Origin of the sequence: Nocardioides imazamoxiresistens (genome assembly GCF_032378595.1) — a bacterium.
GTDB lineage: Bacteria > Actinomycetota > Actinomycetes > Propionibacteriales > Nocardioidaceae > Nocardioides > Nocardioides imazamoxiresistens.
In genome coordinates, this window is record NZ_JAVYII010000003.1 from 367,153 (window position 1) to 388,099 (window position 20,947).

General features: G+C 73.6%; 21 protein-coding genes. 13 read left to right on the forward strand and 8 right to left on the reverse strand.

Features of this window, described 5'->3' with window-relative positions:
- Positions 1-49 precede the first annotated feature (49 nt).
- The gene (locus RDV89_RS08745) at positions 50-508 is read left to right on the forward strand and encodes a MarR family winged helix-turn-helix transcriptional regulator (protein ID WP_315732586.1); all 459 of its coding nucleotides are present in this window, start codon (positions 50-52) and stop codon (positions 506-508) included.
- On the opposite strand, the gene ppgK is transcribed toward RDV89_RS08745, so the two are convergent.
- Positions 505-1,272, reverse strand: a complete 768-nt coding sequence (gene ppgK, locus RDV89_RS08750) for a polyphosphate--glucose phosphotransferase (protein ID WP_315732587.1) — start codon at positions 1,270-1,272, stop codon at positions 505-507. The genes RDV89_RS08745 and ppgK overlap by 4 nt on opposite strands.
- Positions 1,273-1,414: 142 nt before the next feature.
- Here ppgK and RDV89_RS08755 point away from each other — a divergent pair, with 142 nt between their 5' ends.
- Both RDV89_RS08755 and RDV89_RS08760 read left to right on the forward strand, forming a co-directional pair.
- On the forward strand, positions 1,415-2,461 hold the full coding sequence (locus RDV89_RS08755; RefSeq protein WP_315732588.1) for an ATP-binding cassette domain-containing protein: 1,047 nt from the start codon (positions 1,415-1,417) through the stop codon (positions 2,459-2,461).
- The gene (locus RDV89_RS08760; RefSeq protein WP_315732589.1) at positions 2,458-3,291 is read left to right on the forward strand and encodes an ABC transporter permease; all 834 of its coding nucleotides are present in this window, start codon (positions 2,458-2,460) and stop codon (positions 3,289-3,291) included. Before RDV89_RS08755 ends, RDV89_RS08760 begins: the two co-directional genes overlap by 4 nt.
- Positions 3,292-3,399: 108 nt before the next feature.
- Here RDV89_RS08760 and RDV89_RS08765 read toward each other — a convergent pair whose 3' ends face one another.
- Together RDV89_RS08765 and RDV89_RS08770 are read right to left on the reverse strand one after the other, a co-directional pair.
- Entirely contained in the window at positions 3,400-4,314 is a 915-nt protein-coding gene (locus tag RDV89_RS08765; protein ID WP_315732590.1) for an asparaginase domain-containing protein, read from the reverse strand.
- Positions 4,311-5,771 (reverse strand): amino acid permease, encoded by a 1,461-nt coding sequence (locus RDV89_RS08770; RefSeq protein WP_315732591.1) that lies wholly within the window; start codon positions 5,769-5,771, stop codon positions 4,311-4,313. Before RDV89_RS08770 ends, RDV89_RS08765 begins: the two co-directional genes overlap by 4 nt.
- A gap of 232 nt (positions 5,772-6,003) precedes the next feature.
- Between RDV89_RS08770 and RDV89_RS08775 the strand changes: the two genes are divergently transcribed.
- Positions 6,004-7,488, forward strand: coding sequence for an aspartate ammonia-lyase (locus RDV89_RS08775; protein ID WP_315732592.1), 1,485 nt, complete (start codon positions 6,004-6,006; stop codon positions 7,486-7,488).
- On the opposite strand, the gene RDV89_RS08780 is transcribed toward RDV89_RS08775, so the two are convergent.
- A complete protein-coding gene (locus tag RDV89_RS08780) occupies positions 7,460-8,167 on the reverse strand; it encodes a FadR/GntR family transcriptional regulator (RefSeq protein WP_315732593.1) in 708 nt (235 codons plus the stop codon). The two genes, RDV89_RS08775 and RDV89_RS08780, sit on opposite strands and share 29 nt — an antisense overlap.
- 150 nt (positions 8,168-8,317) lie before the next feature.
- Between RDV89_RS08780 and RDV89_RS20230 the strand changes: the two genes are divergently transcribed.
- The 4 genes from RDV89_RS20230 to RDV89_RS08805 all read left to right on the forward strand — a co-directional run bounded on the left by RDV89_RS20230 (position 8,318) and on the right by RDV89_RS08805 (position 12,333).
- A complete protein-coding gene (locus tag RDV89_RS20230) occupies positions 8,318-9,784 on the forward strand; it encodes a fatty acid desaturase (protein ID WP_369012405.1) in 1,467 nt (488 codons plus the stop codon).
- Between the two features lie 10 nt (positions 9,785-9,794).
- Positions 9,795-10,385 (forward strand): TetR/AcrR family transcriptional regulator, encoded by a 591-nt coding sequence (locus RDV89_RS08795; protein ID WP_315732594.1) that lies wholly within the window; start codon positions 9,795-9,797, stop codon positions 10,383-10,385.
- The gene (locus tag RDV89_RS08800) at positions 10,382-11,014 is read left to right on the forward strand and encodes a pyroglutamyl-peptidase I (RefSeq protein WP_315732595.1); all 633 of its coding nucleotides are present in this window, start codon (positions 10,382-10,384) and stop codon (positions 11,012-11,014) included. The genes RDV89_RS08795 and RDV89_RS08800 overlap by 4 nt, the downstream gene beginning before the upstream one ends.
- A gap of 65 nt (positions 11,015-11,079) precedes the next feature.
- A complete protein-coding gene (locus RDV89_RS08805; protein ID WP_315732596.1) occupies positions 11,080-12,333 on the forward strand; it encodes a M15 family metallopeptidase in 1,254 nt (417 codons plus the stop codon).
- 423 nt (positions 12,334-12,756) lie between these two features.
- Here RDV89_RS08805 and RDV89_RS08810 read toward each other — a convergent pair whose 3' ends face one another.
- Complete coding sequence (locus RDV89_RS08810) at positions 12,757-13,209, reverse strand: VOC family protein (RefSeq protein WP_315732597.1); 453 nt, start codon at positions 13,207-13,209, stop codon at positions 12,757-12,759.
- Positions 13,210-13,309: 100 nt separating this feature from the next.
- On the opposite strand from RDV89_RS08810, the gene RDV89_RS08815 reads away from it, so the two are divergent.
- On the forward strand, positions 13,310-14,284 hold the full coding sequence (locus tag RDV89_RS08815; RefSeq protein WP_315732598.1) for a helix-turn-helix transcriptional regulator: 975 nt from the start codon (positions 13,310-13,312) through the stop codon (positions 14,282-14,284).
- Here RDV89_RS08815 and RDV89_RS08820 read toward each other — a convergent pair.
- A complete protein-coding gene (locus RDV89_RS08820) occupies positions 14,281-15,222 on the reverse strand; it encodes a hypothetical protein (protein WP_315732599.1) in 942 nt (313 codons plus the stop codon). The two genes, RDV89_RS08815 and RDV89_RS08820, sit on opposite strands and share 4 nt — an antisense overlap.
- 115 nt (positions 15,223-15,337) lie before the next feature.
- On the opposite strand from RDV89_RS08820, the gene RDV89_RS08825 reads away from it, so the two are divergent.
- On the forward strand, positions 15,338-17,320 hold the full coding sequence (locus tag RDV89_RS08825; RefSeq protein WP_315732714.1) for a M13 family metallopeptidase: 1,983 nt from the start codon (positions 15,338-15,340) through the stop codon (positions 17,318-17,320).
- Between the two features lie 21 nt (positions 17,321-17,341).
- On the opposite strand, the gene RDV89_RS08830 is transcribed toward RDV89_RS08825, so the two are convergent.
- On the reverse strand, positions 17,342-18,217 hold the full coding sequence (locus tag RDV89_RS08830) for an alpha/beta hydrolase (RefSeq protein WP_315732600.1): 876 nt from the start codon (positions 18,215-18,217) through the stop codon (positions 17,342-17,344).
- A gap of 41 nt (positions 18,218-18,258) precedes the next feature.
- Complete coding sequence (locus tag RDV89_RS08835) at positions 18,259-19,137, reverse strand: MerR family transcriptional regulator (RefSeq protein WP_315732601.1); 879 nt, start codon at positions 19,135-19,137, stop codon at positions 18,259-18,261.
- 141 nt (positions 19,138-19,278) lie between these two features.
- Between RDV89_RS08835 and RDV89_RS08840 the strand changes: the two genes are divergently transcribed.
- The 3 genes from RDV89_RS08840 to RDV89_RS08850 all read left to right on the forward strand — a co-directional run bounded on the left by RDV89_RS08840 (position 19,279) and on the right by RDV89_RS08850 (position 20,939).
- Positions 19,279-19,782 (forward strand): hypothetical protein, encoded by a 504-nt coding sequence (locus tag RDV89_RS08840; RefSeq protein ID WP_315732602.1) that lies wholly within the window; start codon positions 19,279-19,281, stop codon positions 19,780-19,782.
- 165 nt (positions 19,783-19,947) lie between these two features.
- The gene (locus RDV89_RS08845) at positions 19,948-20,499 is read left to right on the forward strand and encodes a Dps family protein (protein ID WP_315732603.1); all 552 of its coding nucleotides are present in this window, start codon (positions 19,948-19,950) and stop codon (positions 20,497-20,499) included.
- A 5-nt stretch (positions 20,500-20,504) separates the two neighbouring features.
- On the forward strand, positions 20,505-20,939 hold the full coding sequence (locus RDV89_RS08850) for an SRPBCC family protein (protein ID WP_315732605.1): 435 nt from the start codon (positions 20,505-20,507) through the stop codon (positions 20,937-20,939).
- Positions 20,940-20,947: the final 8 nt, after the last annotated feature.

The window sequence follows — 20,947 nt, forward strand, 5'->3', positions numbered from 1 at the left end:
GAGTGGGACAAGTACTTCAGATCGTGAATGATTAAGTAGGTGAATCAAAATGTCCAGTCCGCGGGGATGGGCGGAGTCGTCGTCGCTGGTCGCGCTGCGCCGGGTGCTGGCCCGGGGCGCGACGGTACGCCGCGTGGTCGCCCGCCGCGCCGGCCTCAGCGACCACGAGCTGTCGGCCCTGGAGATGCTCTCGAGGGACGCCACCGGGCCCGGTGAGCTGGCCGGGGCCCTCGACGTCACGCGGCCGGCCGCGACCGGGATCGTCGACCGGCTGGTGGCGCGCGGACACGCCGAGCGGCGCGCGCACCCGGCCGACCGGCGCCGCACCGAGGTGGTCGTCACCGACTCCGGGCGCGGTGAGGCCCGCACCCACCTGCTGCCGATGTTCCTCGCGCTGGCCGAGCTCGACGCGTCGTTCGACGACGCGGAGCGTGAGGTGGTGGCCCGCTACCTCGAGGGCGTCGTCGCGGCGCTCGACGCCGTGGCGGCGGAGCCGACGGACGGTTAGGCGCGGCTGGCGGCCAGCGCGGCGCCGACGATGCCGGCCGAGTTGCGCAGGGCGGCGGGCACCAGGGGCACCGACGTGCGCACCAGGTGCAGGAACTTGTCCGCCTTCTTGCTGACCCCGCCGCCCACCACCACGAGGTCGGGGGAGAAGAGGCGTTCGAGGGTGGCGTAGTAGACGCTGAGCCGCTCGGCCCACTCCTCCCAGCCCAGGTCCTCCCGCTCGCGGGCGCTGTTGGCCGCCCAGCTCTCGGCGTGCACGGCGCGCGGCTCGGCACCCTCGCCCAGGTCGAGCCACAGGTGGCCCAGCTCGGCGTTCGGCACGAGCGTGCCGTCGTGCACGATCGCGGCGCCGATGCCGGTGCCGAGGGTGGTCACCACGACGAGGCCGGTGTGGCCGCGCGCGGCGCCGTACGCCACCTCCGCCAGCCCCGCCGCGTCCGCGTCGTTGAGCACGTGCACCGGGCGACCCAGCGCGGAGCCGAAGACCTGCGCGGCGTCCGTGCCGATCCAGCTGTCGTCGATGTTGGCCGCGGAGCCGATCACGCCGTGGCGCACGACGCCGGGCACCGTCACGCCGACGGGTCCGTCGCCGGACCGGGGGTACGCCGCCGCGAGCTCGCCCAGGACCGCCGCGACGTTGTCGGGGGTCGAGGCCCGGGGCGTGGGGATCCGGACCCGCTCCGCGGCGAACTCGCCGCGGTCGAGGTCCACCGGGGCCGCCTTGATTCCGCTGCCGCCGAAGTCGATGCCGAGGGGGTGAGCCATGGCGCGATCGTAGGAGGCGCGCCGATGAGTCCGGCGCGCGGCGCGGGTCCCTCTGTCGCGACGACCGGGTCGAAAAGCGCTCGACCCCGGCCGACGCCGGGCGCTTCACTGGGCCCGAGGGCGACGGAGACGAGGAGATCCCATGATCGAGGCACGAGGGCTCGTGCAGACCTTCCTGACGGGGCAGGGCAGGAAGAAGACCGAGGTGCACGCCGTCGCCGGCGTCGACCTCGACGTCGCGGAGGGCGAGGTCGTCGGGTTCCTGGGGCCGAACGGCGCCGGGAAGACGACCACCCTGCGGATGCTCACCACGCTGCTGCGACCGACGGCGGGCACCGCCCGGGTCGCCGGCTACGACGTGGCGACCCAGGCGGTGCAGGTGCGCCGCGCGATCGGCTACGTCTCGCAGGTCGGCTCCACCTTCTCCGGGGCCTTCGCCGGCGACGAGGTCGTCGACCACGCCATGCTCTACGGCATGACCCGCCGCTCGGCGGTGGCCAAGGGTCAGGAGCTGTTCGAGCAGCTCGACCTGGAGGGGCTGTGGCGGCGGATGCCCAAGAACATGTCGGGCGGCCAGAAGCGTCGCCTCGACATCGTGATGGGCCTGGTCCACGAGCCCGGGCTCGTCTTCCTCGACGAGCCGACCACCGGTCTCGACCCGCAGGCGCGTGCCAACCTGTGGGAGCACATCCGCGGCCTGCGCGAGCGTCGCGGTGCGACGGTCTTCCTGACGACCCACTACCTCGACGAGGCCGACGCCCTCGCCGACCGGATCGTCATCATCGACAAGGGCCGCATCGTCGCCTCCGACACGGCCGACAACCTCAAGGCGCAGGTCGCCGGTGACCTGGTCGACCTCGAGGTGGCCGCCGCCGAGCAGGTCGCGGTCGCGGCCGAGCGGCTCGGGGCCATCGGCGAGGGTCTCGAGGTCGACGAGCGGCACGTGCGGGCACGGGTGCGCCGGGCCGGGCGCGCCGTGCCCGGGCTCCTGCGCGACCTCGACGCCTCCGGCGTCTCGCTCGACTCGATCGAGGTCCTGCGCCCGACCCTCGACGACGTGTTCCTGACCCTGACGGGCCGCTCGCTGCGCGACGCGCAGGCGGACGCTGAGGCCGACGGGGACCCCGACGGCGGGGACCCCCGGACCGGCACTCCCGACGACACCCAGCTGGAAGGAGCGGGCCGATGACCGCGACCACCACCCCCGGACGGGCCGGCGCCACGCCGGCCACGCCGACGGTCGACCCGCTGCAGCCCAACGGGCTGCTGCGCGACACCTCGATCGTGTTCCGCCGCCAGATCCGGATGAACCTGCGCAACCCGGCGTGGGTGCTGATCGGGATCATGCAGCCGGTGCTCTACCTGGTGCTGTTCGGTCCGCTGTTGCGTCCGCTGGTGAGCTCGTTCGACCTGCCCACCGACAACCCGTACACGTTCCTCGTGCCCGGCCTGCTCGTGCAGCTCGGCATGTTCGGGGCGTTCTTCGCCGGTTTCGGGCTGATCGCGGAGTGGCGCGAGGGCGTGGTCGAGGCCGAGCGGGTCACGCCGGCGAGCCGGGCGGCCCTGCTGCTCGGGCGCCTGACCCGCGACCTCACGCTGCTGCTGGTCCAGGCGCTGATCCTGGTCGGCCTCGGCTACTGGATGGGCATGCGCGGCGACGTGCTCGGCGTGGTGGCCGGCATCGTCATCACGCTGGCCGTCGGCGGCGCGTGCGCGGCCGCCTCGAACGCGCTCGCGCTGACCACCAAGAGCGAGGACGTGATGGCCCCGCTGATCAACATGGTGATGATGCCGGTCCTGCTGCTCAGCGGGATCATGCTGCCGATGACGCTGGGGCCGGCGTGGCTGGAGACGACCAGCGACTTCATGCCGTTCCGCTGGATCACCGACGCGGTGCGCGGCACCTTCGTCGGCGACTTCGGCTCCAGCGGGGTCGCGTGGGGCGTGGCCTGGGCGCTCGCCCTGCTCGCCCTCGGTCTGTGGTGGGGCACGTCCGTGTTCCGCAAGGAGAACTCCTGACGTTCCCTCACGCCACGGGGTCGCGGTACCTCCGATAGTCCTCGACTATCGGAGGTACCGCGACCCAGGGGGGCGGCCGGAGGGGCGGCCGGAGGGGCCGGCCGGGGCTCAGGCCGCGAACGCGGCGCGCACGGAGGCGTCGTCGGCGCCCGAGGCGACGAGGGCCGCCAGCAGGATCCGGGCCTGGCCGGGGCGCAGGACGCGCGCGTGCACGGCGCCGGCCGCGGCGAGGTCGTGGCCGCCGCCACCCCCGCCGTACGACGGCGTGAGCACGCCCTCGGGCACCCGGCTGGAGACCACGACGGGCACGCCCGCGTCGCGGCAGCGGCGTACGCCCGCGACGACCTCGGCCGTGGCGTTGCCCGCCCCGAGCCCGGCCAGCACGACGCCGTGGGCGCCGGCGGCCAGGCTCGCGTCGAGGTGGGTGGCGTCCACGCCGGGGTGCACGGCCACGACGTCGACGCGTACGCCGTCCACCCGCGCGGCCAGGTGCGGCAACGCCCCGACGGCCTCGCTCGCGAACGCGTCCGGGGCGTCCGCGCTGCGCTTGGTCAGCCCCGGCGCCTCGAAGAGCCGCCCGCCGAAGGCCACCCGGACCCCGGGCCGGCCGACGGTGACCTCCGCGAGCGCCGCCGCCAGGTTCGCCGGGCCGTCGCTGTCGGGCGAGTCGGCGGTACGCATCGCGCCCGTCAGCACGACGGGCGCGGCGGGCCGCAGCTGCAGGTGCAGCAGCAGGGCGGTCTCCTCCAGGCTGTCCGTGCCGTGCAGCACGACGACGCCGCGGGTGCCGGGCGTACCCAGCTGCTCCGCGACGGCGTCGCTGATGCGCTGCATGTCCGCGAGCGTCAGCGCCGAGGAGTCCTTGGCGAGCAGGTCGACGACGCGGAGGTCGGCGGCCGCGACCTCGCCGCGCGCCACCGCCCCCGCGAGCACGTCGGCCGCCCCGAGGACCGGGGAGCTGGCGCCGTCGGGCGCGCGGACGCTGGCGATCGTGCCGCCGGTGGTGACCAGGGCGAGGGTCACGCAGGCTCCTCTCCGGAGCGGGTGTCGGGGGCCGCGAGCGCGGCGATGCGGTCGCGGCAGCAGAACCATCCCACCACGAGCGCCGGCCCGATGACGGCGATGGAGGCCACCGTCCACGTCCCGACGGGCCGGTCGAACGCCATCAGGACCACCACGGCCAGCAGGAAGACGAGGGTGAGGACGCCGGTCCAGGGGGCGCCGAACATGCGGAAGTCGGGGCGCTCCAGCAGGCCGTCGCGCGCGAGCTGCCACAGCCGCAGCTGGCACAGGATGATGACGGCCCAGGCGCTGATGATGCCGAGCGCGGACAGGTTGAGGGCGATCTCGAACGCCGAGGCGGGCACGACGGCGTTCAGCGCGACGCCGAGGGCCGTGACGACGGCGGTGACGAGGATGCCGCCGTAGGGCACGCCGGCGCGGTTGACCTTCCCGAGCGCGGCGGGCGCCGATCCCGAGTGCGCCATCGAGTGCAGGATCCGCCCGGTGGAGTACAGGCCCGCGTTCAGCGAGGACAGCACCGCCGTCAGCACGACGAGGTTCATCACGACGTCGGCGCCCTCGACCCCGATCGATCCGAAGAAGGTCACGAAGGGGCTCTCGCCGGCGTTGTACGCCGTGCTCGGCAGCAGCAGGGTCAGCAGCAGGACGGAGCCGACGTAGAAGACGGCGAGGCGGAAGATGACGGTGCGGATCGCGCGGGGCATCACCTCGCGCGCGTTCTCCGTCTCGCCCGCCGCGGTGCCGACCAGCTCGATGGAGGCGTACGCGAAGACGACGCCCTGCATGACGACGAACGCGGGGAGCACGCCGTTCGGGAACAGGCCGCCGTGGTCGGTGATGAGCGAGAGGCCGGGCTGGTGCCCGTCGACCGGCGTGCCGAGCACGACGAACGCGATGCCGACGACGAGGAAGGTGACGAGGGCCAGCACCTTCACCAGCGCGAACCAGAACTCCAGCTCGCCGAAGACCTTCACCGACAGCAGGTTCATCCCGAGCACCAGGACGAGGGCCACGAGAGCGAAGACCCACTGGTCGACCGCCGCGAGCGCGGGGGAGTACTGCTTGAAGAAGTTCATGTAGAGCGCGACGGCGGTGACGTCCGCGACCGAGGTCATCGCCCAGTTCAGCCAGTACAGCCAGCCGGCGGTGAACGCCATCTTCTCGCCGTAGAACTCGCGGGCGTAGGAGACGAACGAGCCGGAGCTCGGCCGGTGCAGGATCAGCTCGCCCAGCGCGCGGAGCACGAGGAACGCGAAGAACGCGCAGATCGCGTAGGTCAGCACGAGGGCCGGGCCGGCGTCGGCGAGCCGGCCGCCCGCGCCCATGAAGAGGCCCGTGCCGATCGCTCCGCCGATGGCGATCATCTGGATCTGTCGGGGGCGCAGCTCCTTGCGGAAGCCGTTCTCCTCGGTCGGGACGACGTGCCCGGGCACACCGGTGGTGGGGTCGGTCTTCATCTCACCTGCTCCTTCGCGCTGCCCGGCCGCGGCAGGTGCTCGCGGTCGGGGTGAGGGAGGTCTGCATACCTGTCAACCTGTATGACAGATCACATTCGCCGAGGAGGGTGGCACGGGCGTCCGGGAGGCGTCAAGAGGGCGCGAGGCGTTGACCGCGAGGTGCCCGCGTGCGACGCTGATCTGTAAGACAGCCTGACAGAACGCGGCACCGCCGCACCGAGAGGAACCGTCCGTGGCCGAGACCACCACGCCCGCAGCCCCCACCGCCGACCCGGCCGGCCCGCCCGTCGACCTCCCCCGCACCACCCGCACCGAGCGCGACCTCCTCGGCGAGCTGGAGGTGCCGGTGTCCGCGTACTGGGGCGTGCACACCGCCCGCGCGGTTGCGAACTTCCAGGTCACCGGCATCCCGATCGGCCACCACGCCGACCTGGTCGCGGCCCTCGCGGTCGTCAAGCAGGCCTCGGCCGCCGCGAACCACGAGCTCGGGCTGCTCGACGACGCCCGCTACGAGGCCATCGTCTCGACCTGCCGCGAGATCCGCGGCGGCGCGCTGCACGAGGAGTTCGTCGTCGACATGATCCAGGGCGGCGCCGGCACGTCGACGAACATGAACGCGAACGAGGTGATCGCGAACCGGGCGCTCGAGCTGCTCGGCCACCCGCGGGGGGCGTACGCGCACCTGCACCCCAACGACCACGTCAACCTCAGCCAGTCGACCAACGACGCGTACCCGACCGCGGTCAACGTCGCACTGGTCTCGGCGCTCGACGGCCTGCTGTCCTCGATGGTCCGTCTCGAGGACGCGTTCGGCCGCAAGGCCGCCGAGTTCGCCCGGATGGTGAAGGTCGGGCGCACCCAGCTGCAGGACGCCGTGCCGATGACCCTGGGCCAGGAGTTCTCCGCCTTCGAGGTGATGGTCGGCGAGGACCGGGCGCGGCTCTCGGAGGCGGCCACGCTGCTGCTCGAGATCAACCTCGGCGCCACCGCGATCGGCACCGGCCTCAACGCGCCGGAGGGGTACGCGGCGCTGGCCTGCGCGCACCTGGGTCGGCTCACGGGCAGGCCCTTCGTCACGGCGGCCAACCTCGTCGAGGCGACCCAGGACCCGGGCGCCTTCGTGCACCTGTCCGGCGTGCTCAAGCGGGTCGCGGTGAAGCTGTCGAAGACGTGCAACGACCTGCGGCTGCTGTCGTCGGGTCCGCGCGCCGGGCTCGGGGAGATCACCCTCCCGCCGATGCAGGCCGGGTCGAGCATCATGCCGGGGAAGGTGAACCCGGTGATCCCCGAGATGGTGAGCCAGGTGGCGTACGCCGTCATCGGCCACGACGTCACGGTGACCATGGCGGCCGAGGCCGGCCAGCTGCAGCTCAACGCGTTCGAGCCGGTGATCGTGCACGCCCTGCTGCAGAGCATCACGCAGCTCTCCGCGGCCTGCCGCACGCTCGCGGACCGCTGCGTCGACGGCATCGTCGCCAACGCCGACGTGATGGCCGCGCGGGTGCGGGAGTCGATCGGCCTGGCGACCGCGCTCAACCCGCTGATCGGCTACTACGCCGCGACGGAGGTCGCGCAGGAGGCGTTGGTCTCGGGGCGGACGGTGCCCGAGATCGTGCTCGAGCGGGGTCTGCTCGACGCCGCCGCGCTGGCCGAGGCCCTGCGCCCGGAGCGGCTCGCCGCCATCCCCGTCACGCCCGAGGCCGTCGCGCGGCCGTGAGGCCGTCGAGCACCTGCGCGACCTCGCTCAGGTGCTCGGCCATCCGCGTGCGGGCGCCGTCGCCGTCGCCGGCGTCGATGGCGTCGAGGATGCGCCGGTGCTCCGCGTTGGAGGCCTCGCGCCGGTGGGCGACGAGGTTGATCAGCTCGGACTGGTGCGTCAGTGCGTCACGGGCGTCCGCGACGACCTTCGCGAAGAGGTTGTTGCCCGAGGCCTCCGCGATGGCGGAGTGGAAGCGGGAGTCCAGCTCGACCCAGGCGTGCGGGTCGAGCTCGGCGTCCATCTCGTCGGCGATCGCGACCAGTCCGGCGAGCTGCTCGGGGCTGCGGCGCTCGGCCGCCCACCCGGCGGCCGGCACCTCGATGAACGGCCGCGCCTCGACGAGGTCGCGCGCCGAGTAGGTGCCGTAGGTGGGCGCGGGGGCCGCGGCGACGACGTACGTCCCGCTGCCGGTGCGGGTCTGGGTCAGCCCCAGGGCCTGGGTGGAGCGGAGCGCCTCGCGCACGACGGGCCGGCTCACGCCGTAGCGCGACGCCAGGCTGGCCTCGGCCGGCAGTCGTGACCCGACGGCGAGCTCGCCCGCCTCGATCGCGGCGCGCAGGTCGTCGAAGACCGCCTCGGCGGCGCCCTTGCGGCTGATCGTCGCCGGGCGCTCGAACCAGCCGTCCCCCTCGCCCATGGGCTCCCTTCCCGTCGGTGCGCGCCACCCTAGGCCATCGCCGCGCGACGACCCGGCGCGGCCGAACCCTTGCCACTGCTTTACATCGGCCCTACTTTTGTCAAACGGTCGGTGTGACCGGCGACACGGTCGGGCGCGAGAGGCGGGGCGATGGGCGAGACGGTGCGGGTGGCCGGGACGGTGCCGGAGGGCTCGACGGAGCAGTGGCGCGACCGCAAGCGGCGGCTGTGGCTGATCGGCCTCGTGGTGCCGTCGCTGGCCTTCGTCGCCATCGCCGGCTGGGCGCTGACCGGCTGGGGCGCCTGGCTGTGGCTCGGCCCCCTCGTGATCCTGGTGATCGTCCCGGCGATCGACCTCACCACCGGCCTCGACCGCTCCAACCCGCCCGACGACGTGATCGAGCAGCTGGAGGAGGACCGCTACTACCGCTGGATCACCTACCTCTTCCTGCCGATCCAGTACGCGGGGTTCGTCGCCGCGATGTGGATGGTCGCCGGCGGTGAGGTGCTGGGCGGGACGCTCGAGACCTGGGAGAAGGTCGGCATCGCGATCTCCATCGGCTGCATCGGCGGGATCGGCATCAACACCGCGCACGAGCTCGGCCACAAGAAGGAGTCCCACGAGCGCTGGCTCAGCAAGGTCGCGCTCGCGCAGAGCTTCTACGGCCACTTCTACATCGAGCACAACCGCGGTCACCACGTGCGCGTCGCGACCCCGCAGGACCCGGCGTCGAGTCGGATGGGCGAGAGCCTCTACCGTTTCTGGCCGCGCACGGTCGCGGGCTCCCTGCGCAGCGCGTGGGCGCTGGAGGTGAAGCGGTACGCCCGCCGCGACCGCCACGCGTACCGGCTCGGCAACGACGTCCTCAACGCCTGGCTGATGTCGGCGGTGCTCTGGGGCGCCCTGGTGGCGTGGCTGGGCGTCGGGATCCTGCCCTACCTGGTGGTGCAGGCCGTCGTCGGCTTCACGCTGCTGGAGGTCGTGAACTACCTCGAGCACTACGGCATGCTGCGCCGTCGGGTCGGGCGACCGGGGCGCGAGCGCTACGAGCGCGTGCTGCCCGAGCACTCGTGGAACTCGAACAACATCGCCACCAACGTGCTGCTCTACCACCTGCAGCGCCACAGCGACCACCACGCGAACCCGACCCGGCGCTACCAGACGCTGCGCGACTTCGAGGAGTCGCCGGTGCTGCCGACCGGGTACGCCGGGATGATCGTGCTGGCCGCCGTGCCGCCCCTGTGGCGCCGCGTGATGGACCCCCGCGTGCTGCGCCACGTCGACGGCGACCTCGACCGGATCAACATCCAGCCCGGTCGTCGCGCGGCGATCGAGCGGCGCTACGGCGCCCTGGCCGCCGAGCTGCGTCGTGCCCGGGCGCAGGCGGATGCCGCGGCCGTCGACGACAGCCGCGTCGAGATCGCGGCCCTCGACGACGTGGTGGCGGCGCGGTGCCCCGGCTGCGGGTACGTCTACGAGGTCGCGGCCGGCGAGGAGCGCGAGGGGTTCGCGGCGGGCACGGCCTGGCGCGACGTGCCGGACGACTGGACCTGCCCGGACTGCGGGGTCCGGGACAAGGTCGACTTCGTGCCGCTGACCTCCGAGGCCGCCCCCTAGGATCGGGGGCGTGACGGAGGGGACGGACGCGCGCAGCCTGCGCGACCAGATCGTCGAGGCCGCCGGGCGCCTCACCGCGTCGCAGGGGTGGGCGCGCGTGACGATGGCGCGGCTCGCGGCCGACGTCGGCGTCAGCCGGCAGACCGTCTACAACGAGGTCGGCACCAAGAACGCGCTGGCCGAGGCCATGGTCCTGGGCGAGCTGGCCCGCTTCCTCGCCGTCGTCGACACGGCCTTCGACGCCCACCCCGACGACATCCTCGCCGCCCTGCGCGCCGCCGTGCGCGGGGTGCTGGAGGTCGCGCACGACAACGAGCTCCTGCACGCGGTGGTCTCGGCGACGCACGGCGCGGACACCGAGCTGCTGCCCCTGCTGACCACCCACGCCGACTCCCTGCTCGACGTCGCCAAGTCGCGGCTGCGCGAGCGCACCGCCCCCTACGACCTCGGCCTCACCCCCGAGCAGACCGACGTCGTGGTCGACGTCGTCGTGCGCACCGTGCTCAGCCACGCGATGCAGCCCAGCGGCACCCCGGAGGGCACCGCGGAGGACCTGGCGTGGGTCGCGGCCCGCGTGCTGGGCGCGGGGGTGGCGTCGTGAGTGGTGAGGTGAGCGGCGCCCGCGCCGTCCTGGTCACCGGCTTCGCGCCCTTCGCCGGCGACGCGGTGAACCCGTCGGGCGACGTGCTGCCGCTCGTGGAGGAGATGTGGCCCGGGCCGGAGCGGCTCGTGACCGCGGTGCTGCCGGTGGCGTTCGGCGCCGCGGGCGACCGGGTCGCCGAGCTCGTTGCCGCCCACCGGCCCGACGTCGTGGTCGCCCTCGGGCTGGCCGCGGGGCGCCCGGGCGTCACGCCGGAGCGGGTCGCGGTCAACCTCGACGACGCGCGGATCCCGGACAACGACGGCGCCCAGCCGCTCGACGCGCCGGTGGTCGCCGGTGCGCCGGCGGCGTACTTCTCCACCCTGCCCGTCAAGGCCGCCGTCGCGGCCCTGCTGGCGGACGGCGTGCCGGCCGCGCTGTCGCACACCGCCGGCAGCTTCGTGTGCAACCACGTCTTCTACCGGCTCCAGCACGACCTGGCGGGTAGCGACGTGCGCTCGGGGTTCGTGCACGTGCCCGGGTACGACGTCGTCGCCCGGCCCGACCTGGCCCGCGGCGTCGTGACGCTGCTGCGCACCGTGCTCGACGTGCGCGACGACCTCGGCAGCGTCGGCGGCATCGTGGCCTGACGCCCGGTTCGGGCTGTGCGGTGGGGGTTGCGCCGGTACGCTCCGGATCCGGGGAGGAGGGCGTCGTGGGACCGTTGGGTACGCCTCGATCGCGGCGCCGCGTGCGTCGCGGCCTGGTCGGCGTCGCGCTCGGCGCGCTGCTGCTGGCCGGCCTGTCCGCCTGCAGCGACGCGGACCCCGAGACCTCCGACGACACCGCCCCCGCCGCCGCGGACGCCGCCGACGACACTGGGGCCGCCGGTCCCGGTCCGGCGGCGGACCCACGGCTCGAGGCGAGGGACGCCCACGCGGTGGAGGCCCCCGGCGCGCTGACCGACCCGCTGCTCGGCGCCGACCTCCTGGTCTCGACCCAGTCGGCGCTCGACGAGGAGACCATCGACGCGATCCGGCAGGTGACGGGCGTCGAGGTCGCCGAGCCGATCGGCCTGTCGCAGATCCCGGTGCAGGACCAGGTGCTGACCGTCGCCTCGGTCGACCCCGCCGGCTACCGCCGCTTCGCGCCCGCCGAGAGCGCCCAGCTGCTCGACGTCTGGACACGGGTCGCCGCCGGCGAGATCGCCGTGCAGTCCGACCTCGGCGAGCAGCTGCGCGACGGCGACGGCTACCTGCGCCTCGGCAACGAGGACGACGCCCCGCAGCTGCACGTCGGCGCGCTCGCGCCCCAGGTCAGCCGCGTCCAGGCCGTCGTCAACAAGCGCTGGGGCGAGACGCTGGGGGTGCCGGGCGACAACGCCGCCCTCGTCGCGACCGGCATCGCCTCGCCGCAGGAGGTGCGTCCCCGGATCGAGGAGCTGCTCGGCGACGGCGCGTCGGTGCAGATCCTCGGTCCCGACCTCGACGTCACCGCCCAGCAGACCGCGGTGCTCACCGGCGGGTCCGTGGCCGCGGCGGTCGGCACCTTCAGCTACAGCGTGCTCGACGGCGGCCGGATCGCCCCCGACCAGGGCTGGGTGAGCGAGAACATCCGCACCCAGCAGGTGCCGATCCTCGGCGACGTCACCTGCCACAAGGTGATGCTGCCGCAGCTCGAGGCGGCCCTGCGGGAGGTCAGCGAGCGGGGTCTGGCCGACCGGATCGACCCGACCGAGTTCGGCGGTTGCTACTACCCCCGCTTCATCGCGAACACCACCCAGCCGTCGCTGCACTCCTTCGGCATCGCCGTCGACCTCAACGTGCCGGGCAACGGCCGCGGCACGGTGGGCGAGATCGACCGGACGGTCGTCGACATCTTCAAGAAGTGGGGCTTCGCCTGGGGCGGCGACTGGAGCTGGACCGACCCGATGCACTTCGAGCTCGCGCGGTTGGTCGAGGCGCGCTGAGGGTGCCCGTCAGCGCGCGAGAGGAAGCCGGCGGCCGTGTGGCTTGAGCTCGTCGTGGCGGCGCTCGTCGAGCTGGCGACCTGGCCGACGAGGCGGACGATGCCCGATCCGGTCCGACGTGCGTACGAGGAGGGCCTCCGGATGGTCGACGCGGGTCAGGTGCACCGTGGCGATGCGCTGGTGCTGTCGGAGCTGTTGGAGAAGCACGGCGCACCGGTCGAGTTCGGGAACCGCCGGAGCGTGCAGGGCAACGCCCTGTACTGCAGCTGGCAGCGTCGGGATCCTCCGCGAGAAGCCCGCCGGCGGCTCCGTCGCGACCTGCGCCGGTCGGCGCGTGGTGAGTGGGAGAAGCCGCACCCCCGGTAGCGGGGCGATCCGGCGGTGGGCGGCGCGAGCCGGTCGACGCGCGCCGCCCGGAGACGGTCACGCGGTGACGCTGAAGCTCCACGTGACGCCGAAGCGGTCGGTGAGCATGCCGAAGCCGGCGCTCCAGGCCGACGCGGCGAGCGGCTCGACGATCGCGGCGTCGACGGCGAGGGCGTCCCAGTAGGCCCGGAGCTCGTCGAGGGTGTCCGCGCCGACGGAGACGAAGAGGGCCTGGTCGGTGACGGTGGTGCCGTTCTCGCGTCGCGTCGATCCGCCGCCGGTGATCGGGCCGTCGCTCTGCCCGGGGATGTCGTAGCCCATGATCCGGAACCCGTTCTCCGCCACGACGAGGCCGAAGACGACCTTGTCGGAGCCGGGCGCATCGGCCGGCATCCCGAAGTCCGCGTAGGTGTTGACGACGACGTGGCCGCCGAACACGGACCGGTAGAGCTCCAGCGCTGCGCGGGCGTCGCCGCGGAAGTTGAGGTGGGTGGTCGTCTGGATGGTCATGCCTGCTCCTTCACAATGACCGGGTCCGTCCGACCCGGTGGGACCACCTTCTCGCTCGTGTAGGTCTGGTCCTGTCCTACATCGGTCGTAGGTTCCGGACATGACCACGACGACGCGTCTGCTCAACCTGCTCTCGTTGCTGCAGACGCGGCGGGACTGGCCGGGCCCGCTGCTGGCGGACCGGCTCGGGACCAGCCCGCGCACGGTCCGGCGCGACGTGGAGCGTCTGCGCGAGATGGGGTACAGCATCCGCGCCACCATGGGTCCCGACGGCGGATACCGCCTCGATGCCGGGAGCGAGCTGCCACCACTGCTGTTCGACGACGACCAGACCATCGCCATCGCCGTCGCGCTGCGGGTCGCGCCGGCGATCGGTGCCGGGCTCGGCGAGGCGGCGATCCGTGCCCTCGGGACGATCCGGCAGGTCATGCCGTCCCGGTTGCGGCACCGCCTCGACGCGCTGGAGGTCACGGCGGTCGGCCGCGCCGGGGACACGTCCGCGACGGACGTCCCGCTGGAGGTGCTCGTGCTCCTCGCCGACGCGATCCGCGCCCGCGAGGTGCTGCGCTTCGACTACGCCGCACGCGGCGCCGACGGCGACGAGAGCCCCGTCCCGGCTCGCCGCACCGAGCCGGCACACCTGGTCACCTCGCACGGTCGGTGGTACCTCCTCGGCTGGGACCTCGACCGGGAGGACTGGCGCCTGTACAGCGTCGACCGGGTCCGTCCGCGAACGCCGAACGGGCCGCGCTTCGCCCCGCGCGTGGTGCCCGGCGGGGACGTGCGGGACTTCGTGTCCGCCCGCTTCAAGGGCTCCGACACCAACGCGTGGCCCTGCCACGGCACCGTCGTCCTCGACCTCCCGGCCCGCGAGGTGCTCCCCTTCGCCGGCGACGGGACCGTCACCCCGGTCGACGACCACCGGTCCGCGCTCACGATCGGGTCCTGGTCGTGGGGCGCCCTCGCCGCCTCGTTCGGGCGGTTCGAGGTCGCGATGGAGGTCGTCGGACCGCCCGAGCTCGCCGACGCGTTCCGCACGGTCGCCGAGCGGTACGCGGCAGCCGCACGCGACTAGGGCTGCTCGCAGAACGGCGCGCCGTCGCCACCGACCTGCAGGTCGCAGACGCGGGCCACGGTGCGGCCCTCCACCCGCTCGGCGGTCTCCACGGCGTCGATCGCCTCCTGCAGGTCGAGCTCCTCGGCGGAGACGACGACCACGCCTGAGTCGATGCTGACGGCGATCGCCGTCTCGCCCGGCTCCTGCACCACCGTGCTGCCGTCCGGGCCGGGTGTGCAGCGGTCGCTGCTGGACCCGGCCAGCAGCTGACAGGGGTCACCGGTGCCGTGCAGCTCCACGCGGGCGTACCGGTTCTGCTCCGTGGTGTGCTCGTACGTCAGCGCGACGTACGACCCGCTCTCCTGCGACCTGACGGCCACGTCGTACGCCTCGTGGTCGGGCAGGTCGGGAACCCGCAGGGGCACCGCGGTCGCGCTCACCTGCGTGGCCAGCTCGTCGAGCCGATCGGCGCGCTCCTGGGCCGGGGCGCTGAGGGGGATGACGATGCCGGCCGCCGCGGCGGCGAGGCCCAGCACGCACGCCGTGCGCCCCAGCTGGGTGCGCCGGTCGGGGTCGGGGGCCCCGGCGGTGCCCTGCGTCAGGCGCGGTGCCTCCACCGCCGCGAGCGCCACGGCCGGCAGGGCGGTCAGCAGCGCCGCCTGTGCCGGGCTCGTGTCGGTCAGGAGCACGAGCGCCATCGTCAGCAGGTAGGACTGCAGGAGGCCGAGGGCGTACCCCGTCGCGGCCGTGACCTCGGCCCGCGGCACCTCGAGCCGACGCGCGTGCAGCCCGGCCACCGCGACGAGCCCGGCGCTCAGCGCCACGACGACCGCTCCGCCCGGGAACCCGAGGGGGACGCCGATCGCGACGGCCGCGGGCGCGAGGGCGGCGCCGGCCGCGGCGACCACGAGCCGTACACCGGTCTGGCCCGGCCCGGCGGGTTCGATGGTGGTCACGGCAGGCGTCGTACCCGACGGCGCGGCGGCAAAAACTCGGGCCGTCGCCCGCCGGACCTGCCCAACCTGCCCGGTGCCACCGTCGGGGGGTCGTGGCAGGGTGGGACGCGTGACGATGCTCGATGCCGCCCGCGAGGGCATGGACCTGTCCGTCCGTGCCACCGACGACCTCTTCGGCCACGTGAACGGCACGTGGTTGGCGACGACCCCGATCCCGGACGACCGGTCGAGCTGGGGTCCGTTCGTCGCGCTCGCGGAGGAGGCGCAGGTCCAGGTGCGGGCCATCGTCGAGGAGCACGCGGCGGCCGACCCCGCGACGCTGGGCGAGGACGAGCGCCGGATCGCGGCGCTCTACCGCTCGTTCCTCGACACGGACACGATCGCCGAGCGGGGCATCACGCCGATCGAGCCCTACCTGCACGCGGTGGCGGGGCTGCGGGACCTGCGCGAGCTGGCCGCGCTGGTCGGCGAGCTCGAGCGCGTCGGCGGCACCGGCTTCTTCGGCTCCTACGTCAGCACCGACGCCAAGGACTCCGACCGCTACCTGTTCCAGGTCTACCAGGGCGGGCTGGGCCTGCCCGACGAGTCGTACTACCGCGAGGAGCGCTTCGCGGAGGTGGTGGAGAAGTACCGGGCGTACCTGGTGCGCCTGCTCGGCCTGGTCGGCCAGGACGACCCGGAGGCGGCGGCCGACACCGTCCTCGCCCTCGACCGGCGGCTCGCGGAGGGTCACTGGGAGCGCGCCGAGACGCGTGACGTCCAGAAGACCTACAACCTGCTGACGCTCGAGGAGCTCGTCGAGCTGTGCCCCGCCTTCGACTGGGAGGTGTACGCCCGCAACCTCGCGGGCGCCACGCTCGACGCGTCGGACGTCCTCGGCGAGGTCGTGGTGCGCCAGCCGTCCTACTTCGCGCACCTCTCGCAGGTGCTGGGCGACGTGCCCGTCGAGAGCTGGCGCACGTGGCTGGTCTCCCGGGTGCTGCGCGCCTTCGCGCCCTACCTGACCGACGAGCTCGTCGAGACCAACTTCGACTTCTACGGCCGCACGCTGTCGGGCACGCCGGAGCTGCGCGCACGCTGGAAGCGGGCCATCTCGTTCGTGGAGAACGCGGTCGGTGAGGCCGTCGGGCGCGCGTACGTCGAGCGGCACTTCCCGCCGGTCGCCAAGGAGAAGATGGACGCGCTGGTCGAGAACCTGGTGGAGGCGTACCGCCGCTCCATCCGTGGTCTCGACTGGATGACCGAGGAGACGAAGGAGCGGGCGCTGGAGAAGCTCGGCCAGTTCGTCCCGAAGATCGGCTACCCCGACCGGTGGCGCGACTACTCGGGCCTCGTCGCGGTGCCCGACGACCTGGTCGACAACGTCGCGGCGGCCTCCGCCTTCGAGACCGACCGCCAGCTCGGCAAGCTGGGCGGACCCGTCGACCGCGACGAGTGGCTGATGCTGCCGCAGACGGTGAACGCGTACTACAACCCCGGCACCAACGAGATCTGCTTCCCGGCGGCGATCCTTCACCCGCCGTTCTTCTCGCCGGACGCCGACCCGGCCGAGAACTACGGCGGCATCGGCGCCGTGATCGGCCACGAGATCGGTCACGGGTTCGACGACCAGGGCTCGCAGTACGACGGTCGCGGCAACCTCGAGAACTGGTGGAGCGAGGCCGACCGCGCGGCGTTCGAGGTCAAGCGGGACGCGCTGGTGGAGCAGTACGACGGCTTCAGCCCCCGCAACCTGCCGGGCGAGACGGTCAACGGCTCGCTGACCGTCGGGGAGAACATCGGCGACCTCGGCGGCCTGACGATCGCGCACAAGGCGTACCTGATCTCGCTCGGCCTCGACCCCGACGGCGGTCCGACGACCACGGCGGACGAGGACGGACTGACCGGTTCGCAGCGGCTGTTCCTGTCGTGGGGGCACGTGTGGCGCACGAAGCGTCGTCTCGAGCAGGAGCGGCAGTTCCTGGCCATCGACCCACACAGCCCCAGCGAGTTCCGCGCCAACATCGTGCGCAACCTCGACGAGTTCCACGCCGCGTTCGGCACCGCGCCGGGCGACGGACTGTGGGTCGACCCGGAGCGTCGCGTCCGGATCTGGTGACCCGGCAGCGCCGCGGCCGGCTCAGGCGGTCGCGGCCGCGATCAGCCCGGCGGTGCGCTCCATCGTGGCGCGCGCCCGCGTCGGGTCCTCGGTGAGGAAGTAGTGGTCGACGCCCGGCGTCGTGTCGTGCCAGCGCAGCAGGCCTGCGGCGTCGAGGCGGGCGGCGTACGCGTCCCCCTCGCGGCGCAGCGTGTCGCGCTCGGCGGTCAGCACCACGGCCGGCGCGAGCCCCTCGACGGACTCCGCGCGCAGGGGTGAGGCGTACGCCTCGGCGCGGCGGGCCTCGTCGGGGAAGTACGCCCGCCGCACGAACGCCCGCAGGTCGGCCGAGATCATCCCCGGCCCGGGGTCCGGGTCGCCGGCGATGTCGAGGGCGGGCACGCCCAGGACCTGCAGCGCCGGGGAGAACGAGCCGCGGTCGCGGGCCTGCAGGCACACCGAGGCTGCCAGGCCCCCGCCCGAGCTGAAGCCCCCGACCGCGACGCGGTCGCGCGCGACGGCCCGGTCGGCCAGCCCGCCGTCGGCGACCCAGGCCGCCACGTCGTGGCACTGCTCCTGCGCGACCGGGTAGGCGGCCCGCGGCGCCACCGCGAAGTCGACGTTGACGACCGTGACGCCCGCCCGGGCCGCGACGAAGCGGCACCACCAGTCGTCCATCCGCGCGTGCCGCATCAGGAAGGCGCCGCCGTGGAGGTGCACGTACGCCCCGCGGGCGCCCGTCGGGCCGGCGGGCGAGGCGTACACGTGCACCGGCACGCGCCCGTGCCGGGTGGGTACGCGCAGCCGCTCGGGTTGAGGGAGCTCGCTGCCGGCGAACCGGAGGCCCTCGCCGTAGCGCACGGTCAGCGGCGCGAGGAGCTGGCCGAGGCGGAGGCGGAGGCGGTCGTCGGGGCGCACGCGGGTGGTTCGGCGCGGGCCGGACGCCGGATGGTCGGGGCTCAGCCCGCGGGCGTCTCCTGGGCGGCGAGCTCGAGGGACAGCTCCATGCACCGCAGGCGGGCGGGGGAGAAGTCGTAGGGCACCATCGTCAGGGCCTCGCGCATGCCGACCCGCCGCCGGCCGGGATCGGTGTCGGCGCCGTCGGCCTCGCGCTGCGCGATCCAGGAGTCGAGCAGCGCCTCGTCCTCGCGGCCCAGACCCGACTCCTCGACGACGGTCTGCAACCTCGCCTCGAAGGCGTACCGCTCGGCCGCGACCTGCGCGACGCGCGGGTCGTCGACGGCCACCGTGTCGTCGAGCGCCTCCTCGGCGGCCTCGATGCGGTCGGACTCCTCGCGCAGGTCCGGGTCGGTGGTCAGGGTGATGAAGCGGGAGGCCTGGACGGCGGCGACGCCCGCGCCCAGGAGGCGCTCGGTGACCAGCAGGCTGTCCAGGTCCGCCGTGCGCAACGAGCCGGCCGGCAGGTGCGCGAGACGGTCGGCGACGACGTCGGACAGGAGACCCACCCGGCTGCCCTGGGCGCGCATCCGCTGCACGGCGGCCTGCTGGCGGCGCAGCTCCTCCTGCTGCTCGACCAGGCTGCGCTCCAGCCGGTCCAGGACGTCGCCCACCTGCTGCTCGCCGGTGCCGTCGGCCGGGCCCGCGTCGCTGAACGCGACTGCGATGTCGTCCAGGGCGATCCCGGCCTCGGCCGTGCGGCGGATCCACAGCAGCCGGATCACGTCGTCGTAGCCGTAAAGGCGGTTGCCGTCGCCGCCGCGCTCGGGCTCGGGCAGCAGGCCGATCTCATGGTAGTGCCGGATGGCCCGCGGGGTGGTCCCGACGAACGTCGCCGCGTCGCCGATCCGGACGTGGCGCGGGATGGAGGACAAGTGCATGGTCGGGCCTTCCTCGGTGGGGCGGTCGTGGCTCCACCGGACCACATGACGCTACGGGAGGTGCAAGCCCTCGGGGGGTCGGGACGGATCTGAGTACGCGGACTCGGGCGGGCGGCCCCGAACTGGCGCGAGGCTCGTGCCATGACGCTGCGACTGACCCGCACCCCGCGCCGGCCGTGGGCCCGGCTCCTCGCGGTGCTGCTCCTGCACGGCGTGGTGATGGCGGTGGTCGCGTACGCCTTCATCGCCGAGGCGGCTCTGACCGACGGGGTGGAGGCCGACCCGTTCTTCGCCGGCGTGCGACCCGGCGTCGGCTTCGCCATGTTCGTCGCCTCGTGGGGCATCGTGGCGTTCGCGGCGCAGGTCGCGTGCGCCGTGGCGAGGCGGGGAGCGGACGTCTGGGTGCCGGCCGCGGTCGGTGCGACGGCCCTGACCGCCGCGCTGCAGGGGTGGATCGTCTTCCTCGTGCTCGCCCGGCGGCTCCTGGGCGGCAACGCGCCGGTGCCGGAGGACGCGCTCGGCAACGCCGTCGTCGTCGTGCTGCAGGTCTTAGCGGGTCACGCCTTCGCCGTGCTCCTCGCCGTCGCCCTCGTCCACGCCTGCGGCGGGGTGGAACAGGACGTCCCCATCGACGAGGCGACCTGAACGACCGCCGCGTGGGTACCGGCGCCCTGACGTGCGGGCGTACCCAAGAATTCAACACAACGTAGAGGTCCTTGTTGAGTTCTTGGGGTCGCCTGGCACGGTGGTAGTCCCAAGGCCCCCAGCCCGCCGGCCACCGCCGACGGCGCGAGCGAGGAGGAACCCCGCATGACCGTGAAGTACACCGTCCCCGGCCTCTCGACCGACCAGGTCAACGAGCTCATCGGCTCGCTGCAGGGTCGCCTGTCGGCCTACAACGACCTGCACCTGACGCTCAAGCACGTGCACTGGAACGTCGTGGGCCCGCACTTCATCGCGGTGCACGAGATGATCGACCCGCAGGTCGAGCTCGTCCGCGGCTACGCCGACGACGTGGCGGAGCGCATCGCGACGCTCGGCGGCTCGCCCAAGGGCACGCCCGGCTCCGTGATCGCCGACCGCACGTGGGAGGACTACTCCATCGGTCGCGACACCGCGATCGCCCACCTCGGCGCCCTCGACCTCGTCTACAACGGCGTGGTGGAGGACAACCGCAAGGCCATCGAGCTCGCCGGCGAGCTCGACCCGGTCACCGAGGACCTCATCATCGGCCAGACGGCCGAGCTCGAGAAGTTCCAGTGGTTCGTGCGCGCGCACCTCGAGGACATCGGCGGCCGGCTCTCGACCGGCGGCGCCTCCTCGGAGGCCGCTGCCTCCGACGCCGCGCGCGTCGAGGGCTGACCGGGATGGAGATCACCCGGACCTTCGAGGTCGACGCCTCGCGCGACGCGCTGCGGGCGTACCTCGCCGACTTCTCCAACGCCGAGCAGTGGGACCCGGGCACCGTGCGGTGCACGCCGCGCACGCCCGGGCAGCCCGTCCAGGTCGGCGCCCAGTGGGACAACACGTCCAAGCTGGCCGGCATCGAGACCGACCTGGTCTACGAGCTCGTCACCCTCGCGGACGACCACGTCGTCCTGCGTGGGGAGAACGAGTCGGCGACCGCCGAGGACGACCTGCACCTGCGGGACCTCGGCGGCGGGCGCACCGAGCTGACCTACCACGCCACCATCACGTTCAAGGGCATCAAGAAGATCGCCGACCCGGCGGCCAAGCTGCTCTTCACGAAGGTGGCCGACGAGGTCGTCGAGAACCTGACCCGCGAGGGCGCGCGCCTCTGACGCACGTC

What these genes read in the sequence shown, in the direction of transcription:
- RDV89_RS08745 (WP_315732586.1), top strand. Translation starts at nt 50, where the DNA reads ATGTCCAGTCCGCGGGGATGGGCGGAGTCGTCGTCGCTGGTCGCGCTG.
- ppgK (WP_315732587.1), bottom strand. Translation starts at nt 1,272, where the DNA reads ATGGCTCACCCCCTCGGCATCGACTTCGGCGGCAGCGGAATCAAGGCG.
- RDV89_RS08755 (WP_315732588.1), top strand. Translation starts at nt 1,415, where the DNA reads ATGATCGAGGCACGAGGGCTCGTGCAGACCTTCCTGACGGGGCAGGGC.
- RDV89_RS08760 (WP_315732589.1), top strand. Translation starts at nt 2,458, where the DNA reads ATGACCGCGACCACCACCCCCGGACGGGCCGGCGCCACGCCGGCCACG.
- RDV89_RS08770 (WP_315732591.1), bottom strand. Translation starts at nt 5,771, where the DNA reads ATGAAGACCGACCCCACCACCGGTGTGCCCGGGCACGTCGTCCCGACC.
- RDV89_RS08780 (WP_315732593.1), bottom strand. Translation starts at nt 8,167, where the DNA reads ATGGGCGAGGGGGACGGCTGGTTCGAGCGCCCGGCGACGATCAGCCGC.
- RDV89_RS20230 (WP_369012405.1), top strand. Translation starts at nt 8,318, where the DNA reads ATGGGCGAGACGGTGCGGGTGGCCGGGACGGTGCCGGAGGGCTCGACG.
- RDV89_RS08810 (WP_315732597.1), bottom strand. Translation starts at nt 13,209, where the DNA reads ATGACCATCCAGACGACCACCCACCTCAACTTCCGCGGCGACGCCCGC.
- RDV89_RS08815 (WP_315732598.1), top strand. Translation starts at nt 13,310, where the DNA reads ATGACCACGACGACGCGTCTGCTCAACCTGCTCTCGTTGCTGCAGACG.
- RDV89_RS08825 (WP_315732714.1), top strand. Translation starts at nt 15,338, where the DNA reads ATGCTCGATGCCGCCCGCGAGGGCATGGACCTGTCCGTCCGTGCCACC.
- RDV89_RS08835 (WP_315732601.1), bottom strand. Translation starts at nt 19,137, where the DNA reads ATGCACTTGTCCTCCATCCCGCGCCACGTCCGGATCGGCGACGCGGCG.
- RDV89_RS08840 (WP_315732602.1), top strand. Translation starts at nt 19,279, where the DNA reads ATGACGCTGCGACTGACCCGCACCCCGCGCCGGCCGTGGGCCCGGCTC.
- RDV89_RS08845 (WP_315732603.1), top strand. Translation starts at nt 19,948, where the DNA reads ATGACCGTGAAGTACACCGTCCCCGGCCTCTCGACCGACCAGGTCAAC.
- RDV89_RS08850 (WP_315732605.1), top strand. Translation starts at nt 20,505, where the DNA reads ATGGAGATCACCCGGACCTTCGAGGTCGACGCCTCGCGCGACGCGCTG.